15 protein-coding genes are annotated in these 22,378 nt (G+C 54.5%); 5 read left to right on the forward strand and 10 right to left on the reverse strand.

Translation table 11 applies throughout. The features are described 5' to 3' along the window. Positions 1–57: 57 nt before the first annotated feature. The 7 genes from def to smc all read right to left on the reverse strand — a co-directional run bounded on the left by def (position 58) and on the right by smc (position 9,880). Positions 58–591, reverse strand: a complete 534-nt coding sequence (def, locus tag C8R31_RS15440) for a peptide deformylase (protein ID WP_107695057.1) — start codon at positions 589–591, stop codon at positions 58–60. Next, positions 581–1,327, reverse strand: a complete 747-nt coding sequence (locus C8R31_RS15445; RefSeq protein WP_107695058.1) for an S-methyl-5'-thioinosine phosphorylase — start codon at positions 1,325–1,327, stop codon at positions 581–583. Before C8R31_RS15445 ends, def begins: the two co-directional genes overlap by 11 nt. Before the next feature lie 139 nt (positions 1,328–1,466). Continuing rightward, positions 1,467–2,015: a hypoxanthine-guanine phosphoribosyltransferase gene (locus C8R31_RS15450; RefSeq protein WP_107695101.1), complete on the reverse strand. Its 549-nt coding sequence runs from the start codon at positions 2,013–2,015 to the stop codon at positions 1,467–1,469. 25 nt (positions 2,016–2,040) lie between these two features. Then, a complete protein-coding gene (gene galU, locus C8R31_RS15455; protein WP_107695060.1) occupies positions 2,041–2,925 on the reverse strand; it encodes a UTP--glucose-1-phosphate uridylyltransferase GalU in 885 nt (294 codons plus the stop codon). A 28-nt stretch (positions 2,926–2,953) separates the two neighbouring features. Next, the gene (gene ligA / locus C8R31_RS15460; RefSeq protein ID WP_107695062.1) at positions 2,954–5,038 is read right to left on the reverse strand and encodes an NAD-dependent DNA ligase LigA; all 2,085 of its coding nucleotides are present in this window, start codon (positions 5,036–5,038) and stop codon (positions 2,954–2,956) included. Next, on the reverse strand, positions 5,035–6,270 hold the full coding sequence (locus tag C8R31_RS15465; protein WP_107695102.1) for a cell division protein ZipA C-terminal FtsZ-binding domain-containing protein: 1,236 nt from the start codon (positions 6,268–6,270) through the stop codon (positions 5,035–5,037). The genes ligA and C8R31_RS15465 overlap by 4 nt, the downstream gene beginning before the upstream one ends. A gap of 22 nt (positions 6,271–6,292) precedes the next feature. Then, positions 6,293–9,880, reverse strand: a complete 3,588-nt coding sequence (smc, locus tag C8R31_RS15470) for a chromosome segregation protein SMC (RefSeq protein WP_107695063.1) — start codon at positions 9,878–9,880, stop codon at positions 6,293–6,295. A gap of 143 nt (positions 9,881–10,023) precedes the next feature. Here smc and queF point away from each other — a divergent pair, with 143 nt between their 5' ends. Together queF and C8R31_RS15480 are read left to right on the forward strand one after the other, a co-directional pair. After that, positions 10,024–10,443: a preQ(1) synthase gene (gene queF / locus C8R31_RS15475; RefSeq protein ID WP_219907541.1), complete on the forward strand. Its 420-nt coding sequence runs from the start codon at positions 10,024–10,026 to the stop codon at positions 10,441–10,443. Positions 10,444–10,651: 208 nt separating this feature from the next. Continuing rightward, positions 10,652–12,115: a transglycosylase SLT domain-containing protein gene (locus C8R31_RS15480; protein ID WP_107695065.1), complete on the forward strand. Its 1,464-nt coding sequence runs from the start codon at positions 10,652–10,654 to the stop codon at positions 12,113–12,115. 65 nt (positions 12,116–12,180) lie between these two features. On the opposite strand, the gene C8R31_RS15485 is transcribed toward C8R31_RS15480, so the two are convergent. The 3 genes from C8R31_RS15485 to C8R31_RS15495 form a co-directional block, all read right to left on the reverse strand. Continuing rightward, positions 12,181–13,149, reverse strand: coding sequence for a PEP-CTERM sorting domain-containing protein (locus C8R31_RS15485; RefSeq protein WP_181320665.1), 969 nt, complete (start codon positions 13,147–13,149; stop codon positions 12,181–12,183). Positions 13,150–13,810: 661 nt separating this feature from the next. Beyond that, positions 13,811–14,665, reverse strand: coding sequence for a pirin family protein (locus C8R31_RS15490; protein ID WP_107695068.1), 855 nt, complete (start codon positions 14,663–14,665; stop codon positions 13,811–13,813). 69 nt (positions 14,666–14,734) lie between these two features. Next, complete coding sequence (locus tag C8R31_RS15495; RefSeq protein WP_107695069.1) at positions 14,735–15,067, reverse strand: multidrug efflux SMR transporter; 333 nt, start codon at positions 15,065–15,067, stop codon at positions 14,735–14,737. Positions 15,068–15,260: 193 nt separating this feature from the next. On the opposite strand from C8R31_RS15495, the gene C8R31_RS15500 reads away from it, so the two are divergent. The 3 genes from C8R31_RS15500 (at position 15,261) to mfd (ending at position 22,331) form a co-directional block, all read left to right on the forward strand. Continuing rightward, entirely contained in the window at positions 15,261–16,394 is a 1,134-nt protein-coding gene (locus C8R31_RS15500) for a DUF1207 domain-containing protein (RefSeq protein ID WP_107695070.1), read from the forward strand. A gap of 530 nt (positions 16,395–16,924) precedes the next feature. Continuing rightward, positions 16,925–18,694, forward strand: a complete 1,770-nt coding sequence (gene recJ / locus C8R31_RS15505; protein ID WP_107695071.1) for a single-stranded-DNA-specific exonuclease RecJ — start codon at positions 16,925–16,927, stop codon at positions 18,692–18,694. Positions 18,695–18,878: 184 nt separating this feature from the next. Continuing rightward, a complete protein-coding gene (gene mfd / locus C8R31_RS15510; RefSeq protein WP_107695072.1) occupies positions 18,879–22,331 on the forward strand; it encodes a transcription-repair coupling factor in 3,453 nt (1,150 codons plus the stop codon). Positions 22,332–22,378: the final 47 nt, after the last annotated feature.

Raw genomic sequence — 22,378 nt, forward strand, 5'->3', positions numbered from 1 at the left:
ACGTCCTCCTCCCCGGACTACCGGATTATTGCCAGTCTTTCAATGAATGAAAACTGATTACTCATCCATTGGCGCCTGACCCGGGAACAACACGTCTGTAAAGCCAAACGTACGAAAATCAGTAATGCGCATAGGATAAAGAATACCTTCCAGGTGGTCGCATTCGTGTTGCACCACGCGGGCGTGGAACCCATCCACACAACGATCTATCGGTTTTCCATACTCATCCGAGCCACGATAGCGTAGCCGGGCAAAGCGGGGAACCATGCCACGCATGCCCGGAACACTGAGACAGCCTTCCCACCCCTGTTCCATGTCGTTGCCGAGCGGCGTAATTACCGGGTTCACCAGCACGGTATAAGGAACCTCCTCGGCCCCCGGATACCGCGGGTTGCGCTTCACACCGAAAATCACTACCTGGAGGCCGATACCAATCTGTGGTGCAGCAAGGCCTGCGCCGTCGAGCGCTTCCATGGTGTCGTGCATGTCAACTATCAGCGCCTCGATCTCGGGAGTGCCGAACTCCTTCACCGTTTTAGCTACCTCAAGCAAGCGGGGATCACCCATTTTTAAGACAGGTTTAATCGGCATCGAATTCCACCACGCGTACGAGTATTTCTTTGACACGAACCATCGCTGTTTGCAGAACAGCATGCGCATCTTCCAGCCGTATTGCGTGTGCGCTTGTTCCACGGCCAGCGGCATCGTTCGCTACCACGGCAATAGTCGCGTAGCACAGACCCAGTTCCTTCGCCAGCGCCGCTTCCGGCATCCCCGTCATACCGACCATATCCACCCCGTCCCGCTCCAGCCGGATAATTTCAGCAGCGGATTCCAAACGCGGACCCTGAGTTGCACCATAAACACCGCCAGCAATCACCTGCTCGTTTGCGCGCTTCGCCGCTTCAAGTAGACGCTCGCGGCTCAACTGGCAGTAGGGCTCTGTGAAGTCTATGTAAGAAACCGGTTTGTCGGTGCCCTCGTAATAGGTGTATTTGCGGCCATGAGTATAATCGATGATCTGATCTGGAATCGCTAGGGTGCCGGGTGTCAAATCCGCGCGAATTCCGCCTACCGATGCGACTGCCACGACTCGGGTCAGGTTCAAGGAATGCAATGCCCACAAGTTCGCGCGATAATTTACTTCGTGAGGCGGTATAGTGTGACCATAGCCGTGGCGCGCGAGAAACACAACGCGTTTGTCACCAATATGGCCAAAAGTCAGCGGGCCCGACGGCTCGCCATACGGCGTTGTCAATATGCGCCGATGCGATATTTCGAGGCAGCTAAGCTGAGTCAGACCGGTACCGCCGATAATTGCAAGCATATTTCCTCAATTGATGAAGATGGAATATTCGACGGGGCCGGCTGCAATCTGGGTTGAACGTCCGAGATCGCCAAGCTGGGGTGAGTTGTGCAATGCAACCGTCCCAATTCCTGCCCAGATTCTGATCCGGATCATCAAATCAGTCTCTGACGGCATAAATCGCGGGCAAGTTCCGCCATGCGCCATGTATATCCATGCCGAAACCAAACGCATAGCGATCCGGTAACTTAACGCCAACAAAGTCTGCCTGCGAGGGCTTGGGCCGGCCGATATCTTTGTCGGCAAAAACAGCGCTGTAAAACGCCTTTGCGCCGTGACTCATGACCTTCTCGCGGACTGCCGCAAGCGTTACCCCTTCATCAAGGATATCGTCCAGTACCAGTACCACCCGGTTCTTCAAATCTTCTGCATGAGGCGAGACTTTCCACGTGATTTTCCCGCCCCGCATCTGGTTGTTATAGCGGCTGACATGGAGATAATCGAAAGTGAGCGGGAACTCCAGTAGCGGCAGCAATTGGCCGGTAAACACCACCGCTCCGCCCATCACGCTTAATATGAGGGGATACTGGTGCGACAGCTCCGCAGTAATATCTACCGCCATACGCTTTACAATTTGGGACACCACGTCAGCAGGTATTATCTGCTCTGCCGCAGCCAAAGCCTTTCTCGCTTCTTCGTAAGACAGCATAAGAATTGGAGTTGGTGGAGGATTCTCAGGCAGAAGGCGTTCTTTGGCATCGCGCATCGAGATAACGCGCGAATTCTCTTCCTACCTCTGGGTGTTCAAGCGCCAGCGCAATCGTCGCCTTGAGGTAGCCTATCTTGCTCCCGCAATCGTAACGCGTACCCGCAAACTCATACGCCAGCGCTGGCTCTTCCTGCAATAGCGAAGCGATGCCATCAGTGAGTTGGATCTCTCCTCCTGCGCCGGGCGTGATTTTTTCCAGGTGTGCAAAAATTTGGGGCGTCAAGACATAGCGCCCGACCACGCCGAGAGTCGAGGGGGCGTTTTCGGGCGCAGGTTTTTCAACGATACCAGTGATGGGGTGCAGACCGTGCATGCCGGGACCACATTCCACGATTCCGTAACTGGCGGTTTCCTCCCGCTCCACATTTTGCACAGCCAGTATCGAACAGCCATTTTGTTCATACATATGGCACATTTGTCCAATGATCGGCTCTTCGCCAACCAGTAAATCATCTGCCAGCAAAACTGCAAAAGGCACATTTCCCACTGCGGGACGTGAGCATAATATTGCGTGTCCCAAACCCAGTGGCGCGGACTGTCGGATATAAATGCAGGAAATATTTTTCGGCAAAATGCTGCGCAGCATCTCGAGCGTATCACTCTTGCCCTTTGCTTCCAATTCGGCCTCCATCTCAAAAGCTTTATCGAAATGGTCTTCAATGGCGCGTTTGTGACGGCCGGTTATGAAAATCAGTTCTGTTATACCCGCAGCAATGGCTTCCTCCACCGCGTACTGTATAAGCGGCTTATCTACGACTGGCATCATTTCCTTTGGGCTCGCCTTGGTTGCCGGCAAAAAACGGGTACCCATGCCCGCGACAGGAAAAACAGCCTTCGTAATCTTGGGCATGAAAAGATTTCTCCAGAGTAGTGCGGACCTAGCGGGGGTCAGCCTGTGATTCTTGTAACAATTGTAATAGCCCAGCTTCGTCGAGAATGGTTATCCCCAGTTCCGCTGCCTTATCGAATTTGCTGCCTGCATCGGCCCCGGCCACCACAAAATCAGTCTTTTTCGAAACACTTCCCGTGACTTTTCCACCCTGGGCTTCGAGTTTCTCCTTCGCCTCGTCACGGGAAAGATTTGGCAAGCTTCCGGTGAGCACGAAGGTTTTGCCTCTGACTTTACCGCTGCCGGGACTCGCACTGGAGCTTGGGCCGGCCTGCTGCATGCCCCCATCCTCATTCTCCTTCCACCGCATCCCGCTCGCGCGCAACTGCTCGATGACTTCGAGGTTGTGTCGCTCCGCAAAAAAATCGGCAATGCTCTGCGCTACGATTGGACCGACATCCGGCACCCGCCGCAAACTTTCCACATCCGCGGCTATTAACGGATCCAACCCGCCGAAATACAGCGCCAGATCCTTGGCAGTGGTTTCCCCCACGTTCCGGATACCTAGCGCAAAGATGAACCGGCCCAGGGTGGTATTTTTACTTTTCTCGATTGCATCAATCACGTTGCCGGCGGACTTGTCCGCCATCCGCGCCAGCGCAGCCAGAGCGGATATACCCAGTTTATAAAGGTCCGCCGGTGTTCGTATCACGGCGTTGTCAACCAGTTGCTCCACCAGTTTGTCTCCCAGACCATGAATATTCATGGCGCGCCGTGAAGCAAAATGCAAAATAGCCTGTTTCCGTTGGGCTGGGCAAAACAATCCGCCTGTACAACGCGTCATCGCCTCTCCCTCCAGGCGTACTGCTTTCGACCCGCACACCGGGCAGTGATCGGGCATCGCGAAGGGTCTGAATGAGGGCGGCCGCTTCTCTTTCTGTACTGCCACCACTTCGGGAATCACATCGCCCGCGCGCCTCACGATCACGCTGTCTCCAATCATGACATCCTTTCGCCTGATCTCGTCCTCGTTGTGCAGCGTGGCGTTGGTCACCGTAACGCCGCCAACAAATACGGGCTTCAGCCGCGCCACGGGAGTCAACGCACCGGTTCTCCCCACCTGAACGTCGATCCCAAGCAATTCCGTTACCGCTTCCTCCGCCGGAAATTTGTGTGCGAGCGCGAAACGCGGAGCACGTGAAACAAACCCGAGTTGGGCCTGCTGGGCCAAATCGTTAACCTTATACACTGTGCCATCAATGGCATACGGCAATTGATCCCGCTTGGCCCATATCTCCCGGTTATAGTTCAGCAACGCTTCGAGGCCGGTTACAGTCCTCCGTTCGAGCACGACTGGCAAACGTAATGACGCAAGATAATCCAATATGTGCCCGTGTTTATCGCGCCGCACGTTTCCGCCTTCACACGCGCCTACACCGTAAGCGAAAAACGCGAGTTTACGAGTGGCTGTAATGCCCGGATCAAGTTGGCGAAGAGCACCCGCGGCTGCATTACGCGGATTAATAAACTCCTTGAGGTTTTTCTGGCGGTGTTGCTGGTTAAGTTTCTCAAAATCGGCCTTCAACATCAGTACTTCGCCGCGTACCTCTAGGAAGGATGGCAACTGCCTGCCATCCGCATCGGCTTTGAGGGCCAACGGAATTGACCGGATAGTACGTAAATTCAGGGTAACATCTTCTCCAACATAACCGTCGCCACGTGTAGCTCCCGTCCTGAATATGCCATTTTCGTAACAGAGACTCACCGCGAGCCCGTCAAATTTGGGTTCTACCGCATATTCCAAGGTGCTGATCCCCAAGGCCTGCCGCACTCGCCGATCGAACGCTTCAACCTCGCCCTCATCAAAAGCATTACCGAGGGAGAGCATGGGGGTACGGTGAACAATCTGCGAAAATGCCTTAAGCGGGGAAGCACCTATTCGGCGGGTGGGGGAATCGGGCGTAACAAGGTTTGGATAGCGTTTTTCCAGCTCTTCCAGTTCTCGGAACAGCTTGTCGAACTCCGCATCGGGAATCGTCGGTGCATCCTGAACATAGTAATTGTAATTATGCAGTTCGATACTGTCGCGCAGTTCCTTTATTCGACGCGCTACTTGTTCGGGGGGTTCGCTCACGCAAACAGCCTCATCGCGACCTTGCTGCCTGCGGGAATATTACGCGCCTGCATCACAGACTGAATCGCGCTGAGTTGCTGCTTGATTTTGCGAATACCATTCTCGGTTAAGGGAACGCGATTGTCATCCACCATTATACCGCCGAGCGCATCCGCAAAAGCTCTGGCAACATGAACCATTTGCCCGAATATAATCTCGCCGTTTGCAACCCGCGACACGTCCAGAAGAAAAGTAATGCCATGAGTCGTCAACGCACGCATGCTGCTGTGAAGGAATGGCGCAGGCTCGAAATTCCCGAGCGAAAACAATGCGACGCCGCTTTCATCGTAATAATGAAACATGCCTTCTGTTCCCAGCTTGAAGCCCGACGACTCCGCCATGACCTGAATTTTTGCGCCCGTAAACACGCTGTTGTCCATGCTGATGATATTGATGCCTATCATCACATCCACTTCTGCACAAAATTCATCCAGGAAAACTGCCCGTGCATGCGCCCCTCGAATATCGGGACAGTCCACTTCCGCCTTCGCACGCATAGCGAGGTTTTTTGCTAAATCGCGAAATTCAGCCAAACTGAGTTCGCTCACGGGTCCGGCGCGGTCGGCGAGCTGGAGGCAGCCGCGCAAAGCGATATAACCACGCGCACCAGTGGTCTCCGCAGAGATATCCTCCCAGCCAGCACCTCTCTCCCGCTGCCCCAGCCAACGCACAGGCTTGTTGAAATCAAACTTCCGCTGCAGTACCTCGGTCAGGCTAGAGTCCGGGAGCACTGTTGCCGCATGGATCTCCACCACATAATCCACTCCCGTATCCGTCCCGCTGAGTGTGTCAACCCCATCGACCTTGTCAACCGGATCGCGACGGGCTGCCGCTGCCACTTGCTCCGATAGCCCAGCCGGTTCCGGTCCCGGATCCGGATCCGGTCTTATACTCTCCAGTCGTGGTTCTGGACGCAAATCCGCCACCGGTTGAGCGACGTCCGTAGGCGGGATAATCGGGTCTGCATGAAATTCGAGCGTGGATTCGTTGCCAAGCTGCGGTTCAATCCGATCCTCTTCTTCGACGGGAGCACCTGCCGCCATACCTGTGCGCAGCAACACATCTTCCGGTTTCTGGCCAAATGCCTTTTCAGCACTGCGACGGAAACGCCGGTGTTGCATCCAGTTGAATAAGACTACTACCATGATGACGACGATGCCAATCGCAATCAAACTGATTTGCAATTCGCTCATTTTGTTTAAATCAACCATACTGTCAGGTCACCATGGCCGCGTCGCTCAACCTGACAGCCTCTTCGATTTCTACAGCCACCACGCGCGATACGCCCTTCTCCTGCATGGTAACCCCGATCAATTGCTGCGCCATCTCCATGGTAATTTTGTTGTGGCTGATGAAGACAAACTGAGTCTGGCGCGACATTTTACGGACAAGGTTACAAAAACGTTCGGTATTGCTGTCATCGAGGGGGGCGTCCACCTCATCCAGAAGGCAAAACGGGGCCGGATTGAGCTGAAACAGAGAGAACACAAACGCCAATGCTGTAAGGGCCTTTTCACCTCCGGAAAGCAGATGAATGGAGCTGTTCTTTTTACCAGGCGGCTGAGCGAAAATTTGTATGCCTGCGTCCAGAATTTCCTCGCCCCTCACGATCAGTTTCGCCTGTCCGCCGCCAAACATGGTGGGAAACATTTCGTCCAGATGGGCATTGACCTTATCCACCGTCTCCAGCAGGCGTTGCCGCGTTTCCCGATCTATCTGCCGGATCGCGGTTTGCAGGGTATCGGACGCTTCCTGTAAATCCTGAGATTGAGAGTCCAAATACGTCTTGCGTAGACGGCACGACTCTAATTCGTCCAGCGCCCCTGCATTCACCACTCCCAGGGCAGCAATCTCCGAATTCATCCGGGTGATCTCAGCCTGCAAGGCGGGAGGCTTCGTTTTTCCCAGCGTCTCTATCAACTCCTGCTCATGCGCGCCAGATTCTTTCAAATGCTCGGCAAATTGATTCTCCGTAATTCTCGCTTCCTGTTCCTTAAGCCGGACTTGGCCGATGGCGTCGCGCAGCGGTTGTATTTTTTGCTCCGAGGTCATGCGCTCCTGCTCAATTTGGCGTAATTCGCCTGCAACCTCTTCAAGCGCATTTCGCACCATTGCCAAGCGTTGCTCGCGCTGTTCGCGCTGCTCCAGCCTTTCCTGGAGAAGGGAACTTAGTTGAGTTTCGTCGAAAGTTATTTGCTCAGCCTGTAATTTCTCCAGGTGAGCCTTGAGCTCAACAATGTTATCGTCGATAAGCCTGATGGAACTGACCACCTCCGCGATTTTATGCTGACAGTTCTTTTCCTGAAATGCCGCTTCCTGCAATTCCCTTCCGGCATTCTGCACAAGCTGCCGTTGTGCATTGAGAAACTGTTCTGCAATCTGCCGCGCTCTTTTTTCCTCGTGCACCTGGCGTTCCAGGACGACGATCTCGGCTCGATACTTCGCCAGTTTTTCTTCCGCATCGAGCTTGCGGGCACCCTCTCCTCGGGCTTGGTGTCCGATTTCATCAAGTTCGCTTTCAATTTGCCGGTATCGCTGGTCAACCCGTTCGGCTAGCTGCTCAAGCTTCAACGCCTGCATCTGCGCATCGTGGTGCTGTTGCTGGAGCTGCACGGTATCGCGGCGCAAGCCCGATACAAGCGATTCAAGCTCGGAGCACCTTTCTTCCACTTCCTGCAGCGAGGATCTTTCAACCGACAGCGCCCCCCCCAGCCCATCCGTTTCCGCCTTGATCTGGCCTATCTCCCGTTGCCGCGCCAGCACACCATGCAGGTGCGAGTCGGGGGCGTAATAGGTGAGACTGTGCGAGGTAATGATGTTGCCTTCACGGGTGACCAGCATTTCAGCTGGAGAAAGCCCTGCGCGTTGCGCAAGACCCGTTTGCACGCTTTCGGCCACAAAAATCCCGCTCAACCATTCGGTGAGCACGGCTCGGAGTTCCGCCCGATCGTATTTCAGATAATGTTGCAAGGGGACCAAGAGCGCTCCCGATTCCGGCAAATTCCTGGCTTGAGCGTGTTGTTCCGCTGGGGCGTGTTGTTCCGCTGCGGCGCCTTGTGCTGCTTGAGCCGGCAGCACGGCCAGCTCGAACAGCGCCCATTTTCCGGGCGGCGGATCGCCCATCCACTCATCGGACTCTTCCAGCTGCCGTAGCTGCACGCTGTTCAGACGCTCGCGCAGCACTGCTTCCAGCGCGTCTTCCCATCCGTTCTCTATCTGAATTCCCTCCCACAAGCGCGGCAAGGAATCAAGACGATGCTTGACCAGCCAGGCACTCAATCTCTCGCTGCCTTCCAGGCGGTGCTGTAACCGCTGCAAAGCGGTAAGCCGGGCTTCGGCCTTGATGATCTGCTGCTCCAGAGCCTGGACCTTGCGATCTAGCGTGTATTTCTCCTCACCCGCGGTTACAAGCAGGCTTTCAGTCTGAGCCAGCATCTCCTTTTTCTGTTCATGGGCAGCCGCCGTGTCTTCTGCGCGCTGGTGCAGACAGGATAATTCATCAGCTCCAGGCTGCGACAAGGTATCGCGCTCGGTAACCAGCCTTATGCGGCGCGCTTCAAGCTGGCTAAAGTTTTTTTCTGCGTGGGCCCTGTGACTTTCTTCCAGTTGCCCCGCCTGCTCAGTCAGCAGCAGTCTGCGCTGCGTTTCGGTTAGTTTTTCCTGGCATGCGCGAAAGGCCGCTTCGGCCTCCGGTAACTTTTCATTTTCTGCCGCAGCTTTCTTTTTGCCGGCCTCCCGGGACAGGGTTGTATGATCAAGCTCCTCACGCCAGCGTGTTAAACTGTCGGCGGCATCCCCCGCTTGCCTTACCTTGTGTTCAAGCTGGGTCCCTACTATCGCGATTTGCTGCCCGATTCGCTGGCGGTTTTCGCGCAGGTGCCGTATCTGCTGTTCGATATGCGCCACATCTGCGTTGACCGCATAAAGCTCGCCCTGCGCCTCATGCACCCGGTCGCTGGTGGCATAATGCGAAGCGCGTTTTTCCTCAAGACATTTTTCAATGCCGCGCAAAGCGGCGATTTCCGCTTCGAGACCCATCTGAAGTGATCGGTACTCCTTTTCCGCAAGGGTACGCCGCATGGCCGCTTCCTGCTTGCGGGCACACCATAGCAGATTCTGAGCCGTGCGCAGCCGGCCTGTCAGGTCCTGGAAACGGGCAGCGACCTCGGCCTGTTGTTCCAGGCGGACCAACTGCTTTCCCAATTCGTGGCAAATATCGGTTAACCGAAGAAGGTTTTCGCGAGTATCGGCAAGACGCAACTCAGTCTCCCGGCGGCGTTCGCGGTATTTGGAAATTCCGGCGGCTTCTTCGAGATATACGCGCAGTTCCTCAGGTTTGGCTTCGATAATGCGCGAGATCATTCCTTGCTCGATTATGGCATAGCCGCGACCACCGACGCCCGTACCAAGAAAAATGTCCGCAATATCGCGCCTGCGCACATGAATGTTATTGATGTGGTAGGTTGACTCGCCATCCCGCCGAAGGACCCGTTTGATGCAAATTTCCGCGTAGCTCGACCACTGCCCGGCCGCTTTGCCAAAACTGTTGTCGAATATCAGCTCCACACTGGCGCGCCCGATCGGTTTCCGATTCACGGAGCCGTTGAAAATCACATCCTGCATAGACTCGCCGCGCAACGCAGACGCCCTCGACTCTCCCAGAACCCATCGCACTGCATCGATGACGTTGGACTTACCGCAACCGTTAGGCCCCACGACGCCGACAAGATCGCCCGGAAGCGGGATGTCAGTGGGATCGACAAATGACTTGAAACCAGCGAGTTTGATATGGGAGAGACGCAATTTGTCGTTTGCAAACAGTTATAATGTGCAACCTGGAAAAACGGCCCCTTAAATCACTCAGTCACCTGATCGTTTCTGAAGAGGCGTGCCGGTGGATGTACCTGCGGGCAGACCATTCTAACCGATTTGACCGAGATAAGAGAATGCCAAGTAGCCCTACAAAAACCTTGGAAACTTTTCCGAACCCGACACCGAAGCGGGATTATCAGATACACATGGAAATTCCCGAGTTCACTTGCCTGTGCCCAAAGACGGGACAGCCGGATTTCGCCACCCTGATTCTTGATTACATTCCTGACAAGAAATGCGTCGAGCTCAAGAGTCTCAAGCTCTACATCTGGTCCTATCGCAATGAAGGAGCATTTCACGAAGCGGTGACGAACCTCATCGTCGACCACCTTGTCACCGTTTTGAAACCGAGATACCTGCGCCTCATGGCAAAGTTTAATGTGCGTGGCGGCATTTTCACCAATGTCGTGGTGGATCACCGAAAGGCGGGATGGGAACCACTTCCGGCGGTGTATCTCGCGAAGTTCGAGAACCCGTCGGCTACGCGAGGATGAGAGCAGGATTTATTAATAAAACTCAGCTATATATGGGCTTTCCCAATTCTAACGCACGTCGGTAAAATGGCATCTTAGCCTAAGCCTAGTGGTGCCATTAATTGCATAATGGCACCACATTTGCGTTGTACAGTTCAGGTTGTTGTAAAAAAAGGTTATCGGAAAGCCTCTGCCTGATAACCCCGACATTAAAAAAATTAGAACAAATATGTCGATTGCCCTAAACAGCACTCCCCCGTCGATTTACGCTCTGATCATCAGCGTGGCACTCATGTCGGCGGACATCGCCTTTTCGGCTGGGTCCGGCCCACCTGCCCATCCAGCGATACCGAATAATGGATTGAAACTGCCAGAAAACGATTCCCTCGTCGAGCTCGGTCACGGCATGATCGATTTGGAAATGAACAATAGTCATTCTGACGTTCACACACCTCCAACGGACCTGTGGGATCGAATACGAGGCGGCTTCACCATGGCTGAACTAGATAATGAGGAAGTACGGCGTATCGAGGATTTCTACGCCAGCCATCCAAAGTCTCTGGAATACATTATCGAACGGAGCAAACGCTATCTCTTTCATATCGTCGAGGAGGTAGAGCGACGTGGCATGCCTGCCGAAATGGCACTGCTGCCGATTATCGAAAGCGCTTTTGATCCCATGGCCTATTCCACTCGTCAGGCAGCGGGAATATGGCAGCTGATCCCATCCACGGGAAGGATTTACGGTCTGAGACAGAACTGGTGGTACGATGGACGCAGGGACATCGTTGCAGCTACCCGTGCTGCGCTCGACTATTTACAGAAACTTCATGCGATGTTCGGCGAGTGGGAATTGGCACTGGCCTCATATAACTGGGGCGAGGGAGCGGTAGGTCGCGCGTTGGAAAAGAATCGCAACAAGGGACTCGCAACGGATTTCCGCAGCATGAAGCTTCCCCCTGAAACCCGGAACTATATTCCGCGTCTGATCGCGATAAAAAATATAATCTCCAACCCCGCGGCATTCGGCATTGAGCTTGGATCCCTACCCAACCAGCCCTACTTCGAGCAGGTTTCGGCAGAACGTCATATAGATGTAAGGCTCGCGGCATGGCTGGCGGATATTTCGGTGGATGAGTTCAAGGCGCTGAATCCGGCGCACAATCGGCCCGTTATTCACAGCGACGGACTGGACACCCTGCTGCTCCCTGTGGATAAAGTTGAGATATTTGCTGAGAATTTGAGAAACCACGGTGAGCCACTCGTGTCCTGGCAAGGCTATCTGGCAAGAGATGGCGATACCGCGGCAACGATTTCGAAACGGTATGGAATCAGCTTGCGAAAGCTAAGAGAAGTAAATGACATGGGTAGACAAGGCACCGTCACGCCAGGTCAGACTTTGCTGGTCCCCCGTAACGGGAACGCCGGAGGGACCGATATCTCGATAATCGGCAATAAACCGGCAACACAAAGGTCACGCGAGCGCTATTTTTTCCATCTGGTGCGGGCGGATGACACGCTGCATGAAATCGCTAAACGCTACGAAGTAACCGTAGAGCAAATCAAGGCATGGAATGGAAACCTAAAACACCTGGTCGCAGGACAGAAACTCATCCTCAAGCCCCGCGCCTCTGCCGGGATAGCACCCTCTGTGCCCTCAGGCAGCGGCACCTCCCAAAAAAAACGTACGTAGCCGCCGCCTAATTCCCCTTCGAATTCAGGTTTGAAACTCCCGGTTCCCGGCGGAAATCATGATCATCAGGTAAAGCGCGAAAAGCTGGCTGAACCACGATTCCGATAACCCGCCGCATACATTCCCAAGAGCCCAAACACCACCAGGGCTAATGTGGCCGGTTCCGGAACGGTACGAACTTCGCTGGGGGGAACGGCATTCTCGGTTCCGCCGCCACCACTACCTGGACCTGGGACACCACTGCCATTCTCCCCTCCGGGCCCACTGCCGGGGCCTCCACCACCAGCTTCTCCGGCTCCCCCGGTTCCACCTCCAACGGTTCCACCACTACCGGTTCCGCCACCACCGGGACTGCCGCCGCCAACTCCTCCGGGAATACTGCTGCCGCTTGGACCGGAAACGCCCCCTCCGCTTGTCACAATCCCACCTCTACCGATGCGGGTGCCGCTGAAGCCGGGGCCGGCTAAACCGGTATCCGGGCATAAGCTCTCGTGCCAACCGTGTTTATTCGACTGCTCATTGTGCAAATGCAGGCAGGCGTCGCGCGCCCCTCGCCGTACACCGCCTGCTACCACGGGTGGCGCAGCGTCCGCCATTTCCGACGAATGTTCGCTGGAGGGTTCCCATACGGCTGTGACGATCCCCAGCATGGCGAGGAAGTCGATAATTTCATTCTCCTCGTTGCTTACCCGTGTCATTTGATCCGCGTCGTCAGCATCGTCTGGCAGCAAACCAAATGCAGGAAAGCTCGCCAGATTCCCGTCGGGCCATTGCAAGCCAGGGGCCGAAGGAAAGTCAAAAAGCAGAGCGAACCCATCTGGAGAGTTGCCCATCGACAAAAGCTTAGCCTCACTGTCTTGCCCTCCTGTATGTAAACTAACCAGTAAAAGCACGATCATCTGATCGGTTTTCGAGACAACTCCAGGGATGGAATCAATTCCGGTGTTATCCGCGCTCTTACCCTGAGCAAGCGTGATCTTGCTGTAATCGATGGCGATGGCGTGAGCACTTATCGAGAGTAGCAGTAATAGCAAAACCGCTCCAGACCGTAATAAAAATGCAGGCATCTTCATGATGTGCTTGGCCTTACGTATACCAATCCCTTGATGGAGGAAAGGCTCGAGCTAAACTCAACCTTGTAGTCGGATTGTTGCGCATCGGCGAGGAGTCAGATTCAGCTATTCAGCTAGCGGCTGTATTACGTGATGTGCCCATCGTAGCAACTTTAGCAACCGGTACAATTGGACCTTGGTACACCGTGACCAATGGACGAGCCAGCGGCGAAGTTTTTATGTTAGCTTTGGAAACCTTGGGAGTTTGCGGATTGTTGCCGCAAGACCAGTACGGCAGAGAAGCCATCACAGAAGGGATCAGTTGATGCAAAACTCGCGAGGAAAAAATAACCAGGGGTTGGTTATCTAGCAGGTGCGGAGAAGAAATACTCGCCCCCAAGTCCTGGGCCCACGCATTTAGCGAGGAGAAACGTTGGACTTGGTTTTCGATCTAAGGAATTAAACTGCCTGTGCTTTATACGATACACTTGGGCAACTCAGGTGCAGTTAGCGTCTTAAGAGAGTTCAGCACAGCCGCTGAGCCTCTGCCGGCGGGGATACGCCTCGCTCAAGGTTCTTCATCACTTCATGGGCTCCATGATCCTTGTCCCTGGGATCCTTGGCCCTGCGCCCCCGGTACCCATTATGTCAGTTGCCCCATTCTGCCGCTTTGATAATCGGAGATTGCCTGTCTGATCTCTTCGGGACTATTCATGACAAACGGACCGCTCCCGCTAATCGGCTCGTCAATCGGTTCACCAGAAAGCAGCAGCATGGACGCATCTTGCGAGTTTTCTATACTGATGTGGTCGCCAGCTCGCCCGAATAGGCCAACCTCCCCGCGACCGACCTCTTCTCCGCCGGTTATGCTAACCGACCCTTTGAGCACTACTGCAATCGTTGTGTAACCCTCGGGTACTGGCAGAGATAATGGGGTAGCGGTCCCTATTTGCACATCCCACACATTGATAGGCGTAAATGTCTGCGCCGGTCCTTTTACGCCCTGGCATTCGCCCGCAATCACCCGCGCGTGTCCTTTTCCGCCCGGAAGAATCACCGTGGGTATCGCACGGTTTTTAATGGTCTGGTAACGCGGCGGGGACATTTTGTCCTTTGCAGGTAGATTAACCCACAGTTGCACCATCTCAAGCACTCCGCCCTGCTGAGCGAAGTTTCGTCCGTGAAATTCCTCATGAATAATGCCTGAGGCTGCAGTCATCCATTGCACGTCGCCAGGGCCAATTTTCCCGCCGCGGCCAGAACTGTCACGATGTTCGACTTCGCCGCTATACACGATCGTTACTGTCTCAAAACCTCGATGTGGGTGGGGCCCTACACCTAGGGATTTTTGTGTCGCGGGAAATTCAGTTGGACCAGCATAGTCAAGAAGCAAAAAGGGGCTGGTCGTCGGCCCCAGGTCCGGATAGGCGAAAAGCGTCCGTACCGGAAAGCCGTCACCCACCCAGTGTTGACCTGCGCCGCGCAGGACGCGTGTCATAGTTTTAGGTGCTGCTCCAACTGTATCGTTCGGTGGCATGACATGGCTCCAGATTCGTGACTACTGATACTAATTAATAGCCGATTTCGAAAACACGTTCAACACAACCACCCCAGCAATGATCAGACCCAGCCCAACGATGGCGGGACCATCGAGGGATTGCCCGAGAACAAGCCAGGCAATCAGCGTAATAAGCACAATTCCTCCCCCAGACCAGATTGCGTACGCGATCCCTACCGGCATCGTCTTCAAGGTGAGGGATAAGAAGAAGAACGCGGCGGAATAACCAGCGATGACAAGCAGTGATGGCCATAGCTGTGTGAAGCCAGCGCTCGACTTCAACGCTGAGGTAGCAACCACCTCGCTGATAATGGCGATTGAAAGAAATAGCCAATGACTCAAATCTTGGTTCCCCCTGCGGCGCCTACATTATAGTAAGGAATACGTCGCCGCGGGAGTTGATCCACCTCGGACCCACCGCACTGTGCCCTACCGTACTGACGTTAGCGCATTTCCTTCCAATACTAATTGTCCTCGACGATTTCAAGGGGGAATCGTGGCTCAAGTCGTCCGTTTAATATAAAAAGGGGGAAGCGTGCGGCTTCTTTTAATCTTCGCGATTACGTTGTCTTGTATTTCCGTTGTCAGGGCTGAGATACCTAATGACTCATATATCGCGGGTTATGCTGCGGGTGTCTTAAAACATAGTTTCAAAATCGATCACCCTTCGTTAAAGGTGCTACATGGGATCATTACCCTTCCGGCGGACAAGATACCGACAGAAGAACGCGCGAAGGTGTTACAGGCTCTCTCGGAGATACCCGGCGTTACCGCGGTAAAAGTTGAGGCAAGTACCCCGCCACCATCCATAGCCGCTGCCCCCGCGCCAGATAAAGTGCCGGATGAAGCAATCACCGAGGAAGGTGCACCGGCCAAAGGTGCGATTCTTCTCCCGACCGGGATGTTACCGGAAGGACATTTGTTCAAACCCCTCCTGGCCGATCCCCGATGGGCCCATTTCTCCGCTGCCTACCGCAATTATGTCGGCAACAACATTGATGGGAATAATAACGGGTCGGTGAGTTTCGGTGAAACAATACCATTCTACCGTGCCAATTTAGGCAAATACTCTGCCCAGTGGGAAGCGGGACTCCAGGCCGCAGTCTTTAGCGATTTCAATCTTGGGGCACCTTCGTCCGATCTCATCAATTCCGACTTTATTGCCTCTGCATACGCAAGTGTTAGAGCAGGCCAGGTGTCCGCTTTTGCCCGTGTCTATCACCAAAGTTCGCACCTTGGCGACGAGTTTCTGCTGCGAAGGCTGACCGACGTGGAGCGCATCAATCTTAGCTATGAAGGAGCGGATCTCAGGCTGTCCTATGAGCTTCCGTATGGGTTGCGGGTATATGGCGGCGGAGGGGGGATCTTCCACAAGCAGCCTTCTACGCTTAAGCCGTGGATGATTCAGTACGGCATGGAGTTCAGAAGTCCGTGGCGGATCGAAGTCCTGTCAATACGCCCGGTTGCCGCGGTGGACATAAAAAACCACGAACAAAATAACTGGAATGCCGATGTTTCAGCAAGAGCCGGGATTCAGTTGGACCGGTTTCAATCTTTCGGCCGAAGACTTCAGTTCCTCGTCGAATATTTCCACGGCAATTCTCCTACCGGCCAATTTTTGAGACAGCGAGTCGACTATTTGGGAATTGGGGCGCACTATCACTTTTAAGATGATCCACCTCAACGGCGTCGTGTAAATCTCGAGGCACATGCACCTCAACCATAAGCGAACTTAATCGCCTTCGGGTGAGCTGCCGAGGTTGCCCCTCTGATGGACAGTACGATCGACATATTCCCGGGGGTAGACCCTACCGTACGTGATGAGCTGGCTTCAACCTTCCGTTGTGGTCTTATTCTGCGATCCACCGGCGCGTACACTAGGGAACCTCTGAATATCTCCCGGACGGACGCGACGGCGGCTTCGCGGGATGTGATGCGCGGAAGGCGACAGCGCAAACGGCGAAAACGTGAATGGCTCATCCAATAATTTGCCCTTTCGCTAGCAGCCTGACAAAGCCACTCACCTACAGAACTCCGTCCCAGCGGGTTGCTGGTAGAATCGGGTGGTAACGGCGTGATATCAAACTCCCTGGCATCGAAGCTTAAACCGCGACGTGCGTAAGACGTAGGCGCCTTGTGAGTTCCGGAGGCGTTTTCAGGGGTGCCCTAGAAGCCATACAGGATTGTTATTTCCAGCACATGCCCAACACCATCTCCCGCGGCTTCCCGCCAAGTGCTTTCGATACCCTGACTAGTTACGGCATCCATCCCGTGCTGGCGCGGGTCTATGCGGCCCGAGGTATCGAAGAACCCGGGCAACTTGAGGTGGACTGGTCCCGATTGGTCCCATTCGGGCGCCTGAAAAATATTTGCCAGATGGCGAGATTTATCGCAGACGCGATCGCCGCGCGCAAGCGCATGCTGATAGTCGCGGACTATGATTCGGATGGTGCCACCGCTTGTGCCGTTGGCATACGCGGGCTGAGAAAGTTCGGCGCAATCGTAGATTATCTCGTCCCCGATCGCTTTGAATATGGATATGGCCTCACCCCAGAGATCGTTCGGCTCGCAAGCGCTGTAAACCGTCCAGATATATTGATTACAGTTGACAACGGTATCGCGAGCGTGGAGGGCGTAGCTGAAGCCAGGCGGCTCGGCATGGAGGTCTTGGTTACCGATCATCATCTGCCAGGAGATGAGCTGCCCGATGCCGCCTTGATTGTGAATCCTAACCAGCCGGGGTGCGATTTTCCCAGCAAGCACCTCGCTGGCGTAGGCGTAATATTTTATCTAATGCTCGCGTTGCGGGCAGAATTGCGCGCGAGAGCGGCATTTGCCTCCGAAAAAGAGCCTAATCTTGCCGAATTGCTTGATCTCGTAGCGCTCGGCACTGTAGCGGATGTGGTGAGACTCGATAATAACAATCGCATACTCGTGCATTACGGATTACGGCGTATTCGCGGCGGGCGAGCCTGCCCAGGGATTAATGCTCTGCTGCAAGTTGCCCAGCGAGATTTCAGCCGCGCATCCGCCTATGACCTGGGTTTTGCGCTGGGCCCAAGATTGAATGCCGCGGGACGGCTTGAGAATATGTCGCTCGGCATTGACTGCCTCGTCACGGACGACGAATCCGATGCTTTGGAAATTGCTCATCAACTTGACTCGCTTAACCGCAAACGTCAGGAGATCGAAGCGAACATGCACGATAGCGCTCGAGTCTTGCTGGGGGATGAGCTGCCGGTTGGGCACTTGGCAGACGGGGAAATTCAGCCGCGGAATATCCATAGCCTGAGTCTATTCGATCCCGGCTGGCATCAGGGCGTAATCGGCATACTGGCCTCGCGTATTAAGGACAAATATTACCGTCCTGTCATCGCATTTGCGCCCGGCAGCAATGGTGAGATAAAAGGATCAGGCAGATCCATTCCAGGATTTCATTTAAGAGACGCGCTGGACCTAATCTCCAAACGCTATCCCGGCCTTTTGCTCAAATTCGGGGGACATGCCGCTGCAGCCGGCCTTACTTTACATGCGCGCGACTTTGAAAAATTTCGTGATGTGTTCGAGCAGACAGCACAGGGGTTGCTCGCGCCCGCCGATCTCAAGCATGTGATCGAAACCGATGGTGACCTGGACGAGTCCGAACTCAATCTCGAACTGGCCGTGCAACTTACCCAACAAGTATGGGGACAAGGTTTCGCGCAGCCCACCTTCAGTACCTGCTTCTGCGTAGTGGATCAGCGCGTAGTCGGTAAGAGACATCTGAAACTAAAGCTTAGCAAATCCAGTAACAAAACTGGGGCCCACACTTCAGAAAAGCGGGGACGCCTGTATGATGCCATATTGTTTTCCTCAACGATTACGCTACCTGAGGTAATACATGCCGTCTACCGATTGCAAGTGAATGAGTTCAACGGCAATTCCACCCTGCAATTTATTGTGGACCACTGGTCTCAGGCGGATGCTTAAGGAGGCTCTTAACAAGTCCTCCGTGGAACCCGTTGCTTTGGCTTCAACTGCAATATATAACGTGTTTCTCGCTTATGGAACGCAGGCAAACCTGATGCGGGTACTGCCACATAATTTCGGTCTTTTCAGAGGGCAACCACAAATCCGAGGGTTTGCTGCCCGTTTACCATAGTATCGCAGGAAGATGTCTTTCAAGCTGACCGTCCCCCCACCCGGCTCCACGATCCGATATGGCCATTTTGATGGCTCTGGTGATTCGCTCGCACTTGCGCAACTGGCGCAACAGGCAAAACCCATTGTTATCATTACCGCAAACGCGCTCGATGCGCAGCGGCTCCTGGAAGAAATTCCCTTCTTCGCACCGGAATTAAGCACTCGCCTGCTGCCGGATTGGGAAACACTGCCCTACGACACCTTCTCCCCTCATCAAGACCTGATATCCGACCGGCTTGCCACGCTTTATCAGCTTATGAGCGGGACTTGTGACATCCTCATCGTTCCCGTCACTACGGCCCTATACCGCATGCCGCCCCCGGAGTATCTCGCTGCGCATACTTTCTTTCTCAAGCGGGGTGATACCCTCAATCTGGCGACGCTGCGGCGTCAAATGACTTTGGCCGGCTACAGCCACGTTACCCAGGTGCTGTCGCCCGGCGAATATAGCATTCGAGGTGGCCTGGTCGACCTATTCCCGATGGGAAGTCCGCTGCCCTATCGCATCGACCTGCTGGATAACGACATCGAGACTATCCGTACGTTTGATGTGGATACCCAGAGAAGTGTTTATCCGGTCAGTGAGATCCGTTTATTGCCGGCGCGCGAGTTTCCCCTCGACGAGGAAGGCCGCACCCGGTTCCGTGGCAGCTTCCGCGAAAAGTTTGAGGGTGATCCATCCAAAAGCCGTGTCTATAGAGACATCAGCAAAGGTGGAACCCCGGCGGGCATCGAATATTACCTGCCACTATTTTTTGATCACACAGCGACGCTGTTCGACTATTTACCGCCGACCATGCTGCTATGCCTGCACCGTGAGATTTACCCTGCGGTGGAAAACTTCTGGAATGACACGCAGACGCGTTACCAGATGCTCCGCGGCGACAATGACCGGCCGCTACTGAAGCCCGCCGAGTTATTCGTCACCACAGATGCGTTCTTTGGAGCATTGAAGCCCTACTCACGCGTCGAACTCCAGTTCGGTTCTCAAAACTCCGACGTCGTAGCCCAGAATCCGACCGCACCGTTACCTCCTCTCCAGATCGACCGCCGCTCTGACCACCCCGCTGAGAAACTGTCCGCATTTATATCGGATTTAACCGCTGCCCCCCCCGGTGGACGCGCATTACTTCTGGCGGAAAGCGTGGGCAGACGGGAACTGATCGCTGACCATCTACGGCAATATCAGCTGTATCCCGATATATGCGATAGCTACGCGCAATTTCTGACGAGCAAAGCAGCCTTCATGCTTGGGGTAGCGCCTCTGCACAACGGTTTCCTCTGCCCTGGTGAGGGGCTGGCCCTCATCACGGAGAGTGAGTTATACGCCAGACATCTGCATGGCCGACGTGAACGGGATTCTCGTAAAGCAGCCGCAGTGACCGACGCAATGCTGCGGGACCTTTCAGAGATCAAGCCGGGTGATCCAGTGGTACATGAACAACATGGCATCGGCAGGTATCTTGGGCTGGTGAGCATGGATATGGGGGATGGCGCGACAGAATTCCTGTCACTCGAGTACGAAGGCGGCGATAAGCTCTATGTGCCGGTTTCGCAATTGCATCTTATCGGGCGATATAGCGGAGCATCTCCCGAAGCCGCACCGATGCACAAGCTGGGCAGCGGTCAATGGGATAAGGCAAAGCGCAAAGCGATGCAACAGGTACGCGATACGGCTGCGGAGCTTCTCAACCTTTATGCCCAGCGCAGCGCACGCCGAGGTCACGCATTTCGTTTTAGTCGACACGATTACGAGGCATTTGTCGAAGGGTTTGGCTTCGAGGAAACACCCGATCAGGCCGCAGCCATCGACGCCGTCATCGAGGACTTGAGTTCAGATAAACCGATGGACCGGTTGATTTGCGGCGATGTAGGTTTTGGCAAAACCGAAGTGGCCTTGCGAGCCGCATTTATCTCTGTAGCCGATGGGAGACAAGTAGCAGTCCTGGTGCCAACGACCTTGCTGGCCGAACAGCATTTTCAGAATTTTTCGGACCGCTTCAGCCTGTTAGCGGATGAATGGCCAATCAAAATCGCCGAACTATCGCGCTTCCGCTCTGCTAAAGAGCAAACTCAGGCACTGGCAGGACTGGCGAATGGTGCCATCGACATTGTCATCGGCACCCACAAACTTATTCAGAAAGGCGTGAAATTCAAAAACCTGGGTTTGGTGATCATTGACGAGGAACACCGCTTTGGCGTGCGGCATAAGGAGCAATTGAAAAGCCTGCGGTCGGAAGTAGATGTGCTAACGCTCACGGCTACACCTATCCCCCGCACCCTGGCAATGTCGCTGGAAGGGCTGCGCGAATTTTCCGTGATTGCAACCGCGCCGCAGCGAAGACTGGCCATCAAGACGTTCGTCAGCCGTTTTTCCGAAGGAGTTATGCGTGAGGCCTGTTTACGCGAACTAAAACGCGGCGGTCAAATTTATTTCTTGCACAACGAGGTTGGCACCATCCAGACAATGCATGACAGACTGGCGCGACTTCTTCCGGAGGCGCGCATCAATGTTGCACATGGGCAAATGCGAGAACGCGAGCTGGAACACGTGATGAAAGATTTCTACCAGCAGCGTTTCAACCTGCTTCTCTGCACAACCATCATCGAGACCGGCATCGATGTTCCTACCGCCAACACCATCATTATCAATCGGGCCGATAAATTCGGCCTGGCGCAGTTGCATCAATTGCGCGGACGCGTCGGTCGTTCCCACCACCAGGCCTACGCGTATTTGCTGGTTCCGGAGGAAGAGGCACTTGGCGCTCAGGCGAAAAAACGCCTCGAAGCCATTCAAACCATGGAAGAGCTGGGCGCAGGCTTTTATCTTGCCATGCATGATCTGGAAATCAGGGGAGCGGGTGAAGTGCTGGGCGAATCGCAAAGTGGCGAGATGCAGGAGATCGGTTTCAATCTCTACGCCACCATGCTCGATGCCGCGGTCCAATCGCTGAAGGAAGGCAAAGAACCCGATATTCAGCATCCGCTGCGCGTTGCGACCGAGATCAATTTGCATGTACCCGCATTGTTACCGGAAGACTACTGCAGCGACGTACATGAGCGCCTGATACTATACAAGCGTATGGCCAACTGTACCAACGATGAGCAATTGGATGAGATTCAGGTAGAATTAACAGACCGCTTCGGCCTCTTGCCCGACCCCGTCGGGGCCTTGCTAGACTGTCACCGCTTGCGTATTGCAGCGACACCGTTGGGAATTACTCGCATAGAAGCCACTCCCGACTACATCCAGGTGCAGTTTACTCCCAATCCGCCTGTCGATGCCGGCAGAATCGTGGCATTCCTCCAACGCAGCCGTGACCATCAGCTTGCCGGTCCTGACCGCCTGAAGATAAAAACCCAGATTGCGAAGGTCCGCGATCGCGTGGTTCGGATAAAAGGCCTGATCGCCGAGTTGAGTTAGTGACAATCTTGGGTGGTCCAGAGGAAGTGCAACGACGCGGCTAACGA

Origin of the sequence: Nitrosospira sp. Nsp2, assembly GCF_003050965.1 — a bacterium.
GTDB lineage: Bacteria > Pseudomonadota > Gammaproteobacteria > Burkholderiales > Nitrosomonadaceae > Nitrosospira.

Excerpts from the sequence above, each read along its gene's own strand:
- queF (WP_219907541.1), top strand. The coding sequence starts at position 10,024 with ATGCCAAGTAGCCCTACAAAAACCTTGGAAACTTTTCCGAACCCGACA.
- C8R31_RS15480 (WP_107695065.1), top strand. The coding sequence starts at position 10,652 with ATGTCGATTGCCCTAAACAGCACTCCCCCGTCGATTTACGCTCTGATC.
- C8R31_RS15450 (WP_107695101.1), bottom strand. The coding sequence starts at position 2,015 with ATGCTGTCTTACGAAGAAGCGAGAAAGGCTTTGGCTGCGGCAGAGCAG.
- recJ (WP_107695071.1), top strand. The coding sequence starts at position 16,925 with ATGCCCAACACCATCTCCCGCGGCTTCCCGCCAAGTGCTTTCGATACC.
- C8R31_RS15465 (WP_107695102.1), bottom strand. The coding sequence starts at position 6,270 with ATGAGCGAATTGCAAATCAGTTTGATTGCGATTGGCATCGTCGTCATC.
- C8R31_RS15490 (WP_107695068.1), bottom strand. The coding sequence starts at position 14,665 with ATGACACGCGTCCTGCGCGGCGCAGGTCAACACTGGGTGGGTGACGGC.
- mfd (WP_107695072.1), top strand. The coding sequence starts at position 18,879 with ATGTCTTTCAAGCTGACCGTCCCCCCACCCGGCTCCACGATCCGATAT.
- def (WP_107695057.1), bottom strand. The coding sequence starts at position 591 with ATGCCGATTAAACCTGTCTTAAAAATGGGTGATCCCCGCTTGCTTGAG.
- C8R31_RS15445 (WP_107695058.1), bottom strand. The coding sequence starts at position 1,327 with ATGCTTGCAATTATCGGCGGTACCGGTCTGACTCAGCTTAGCTGCCTC.
- galU (WP_107695060.1), bottom strand. The coding sequence starts at position 2,925 with ATGCCCAAGATTACGAAGGCTGTTTTTCCTGTCGCGGGCATGGGTACC.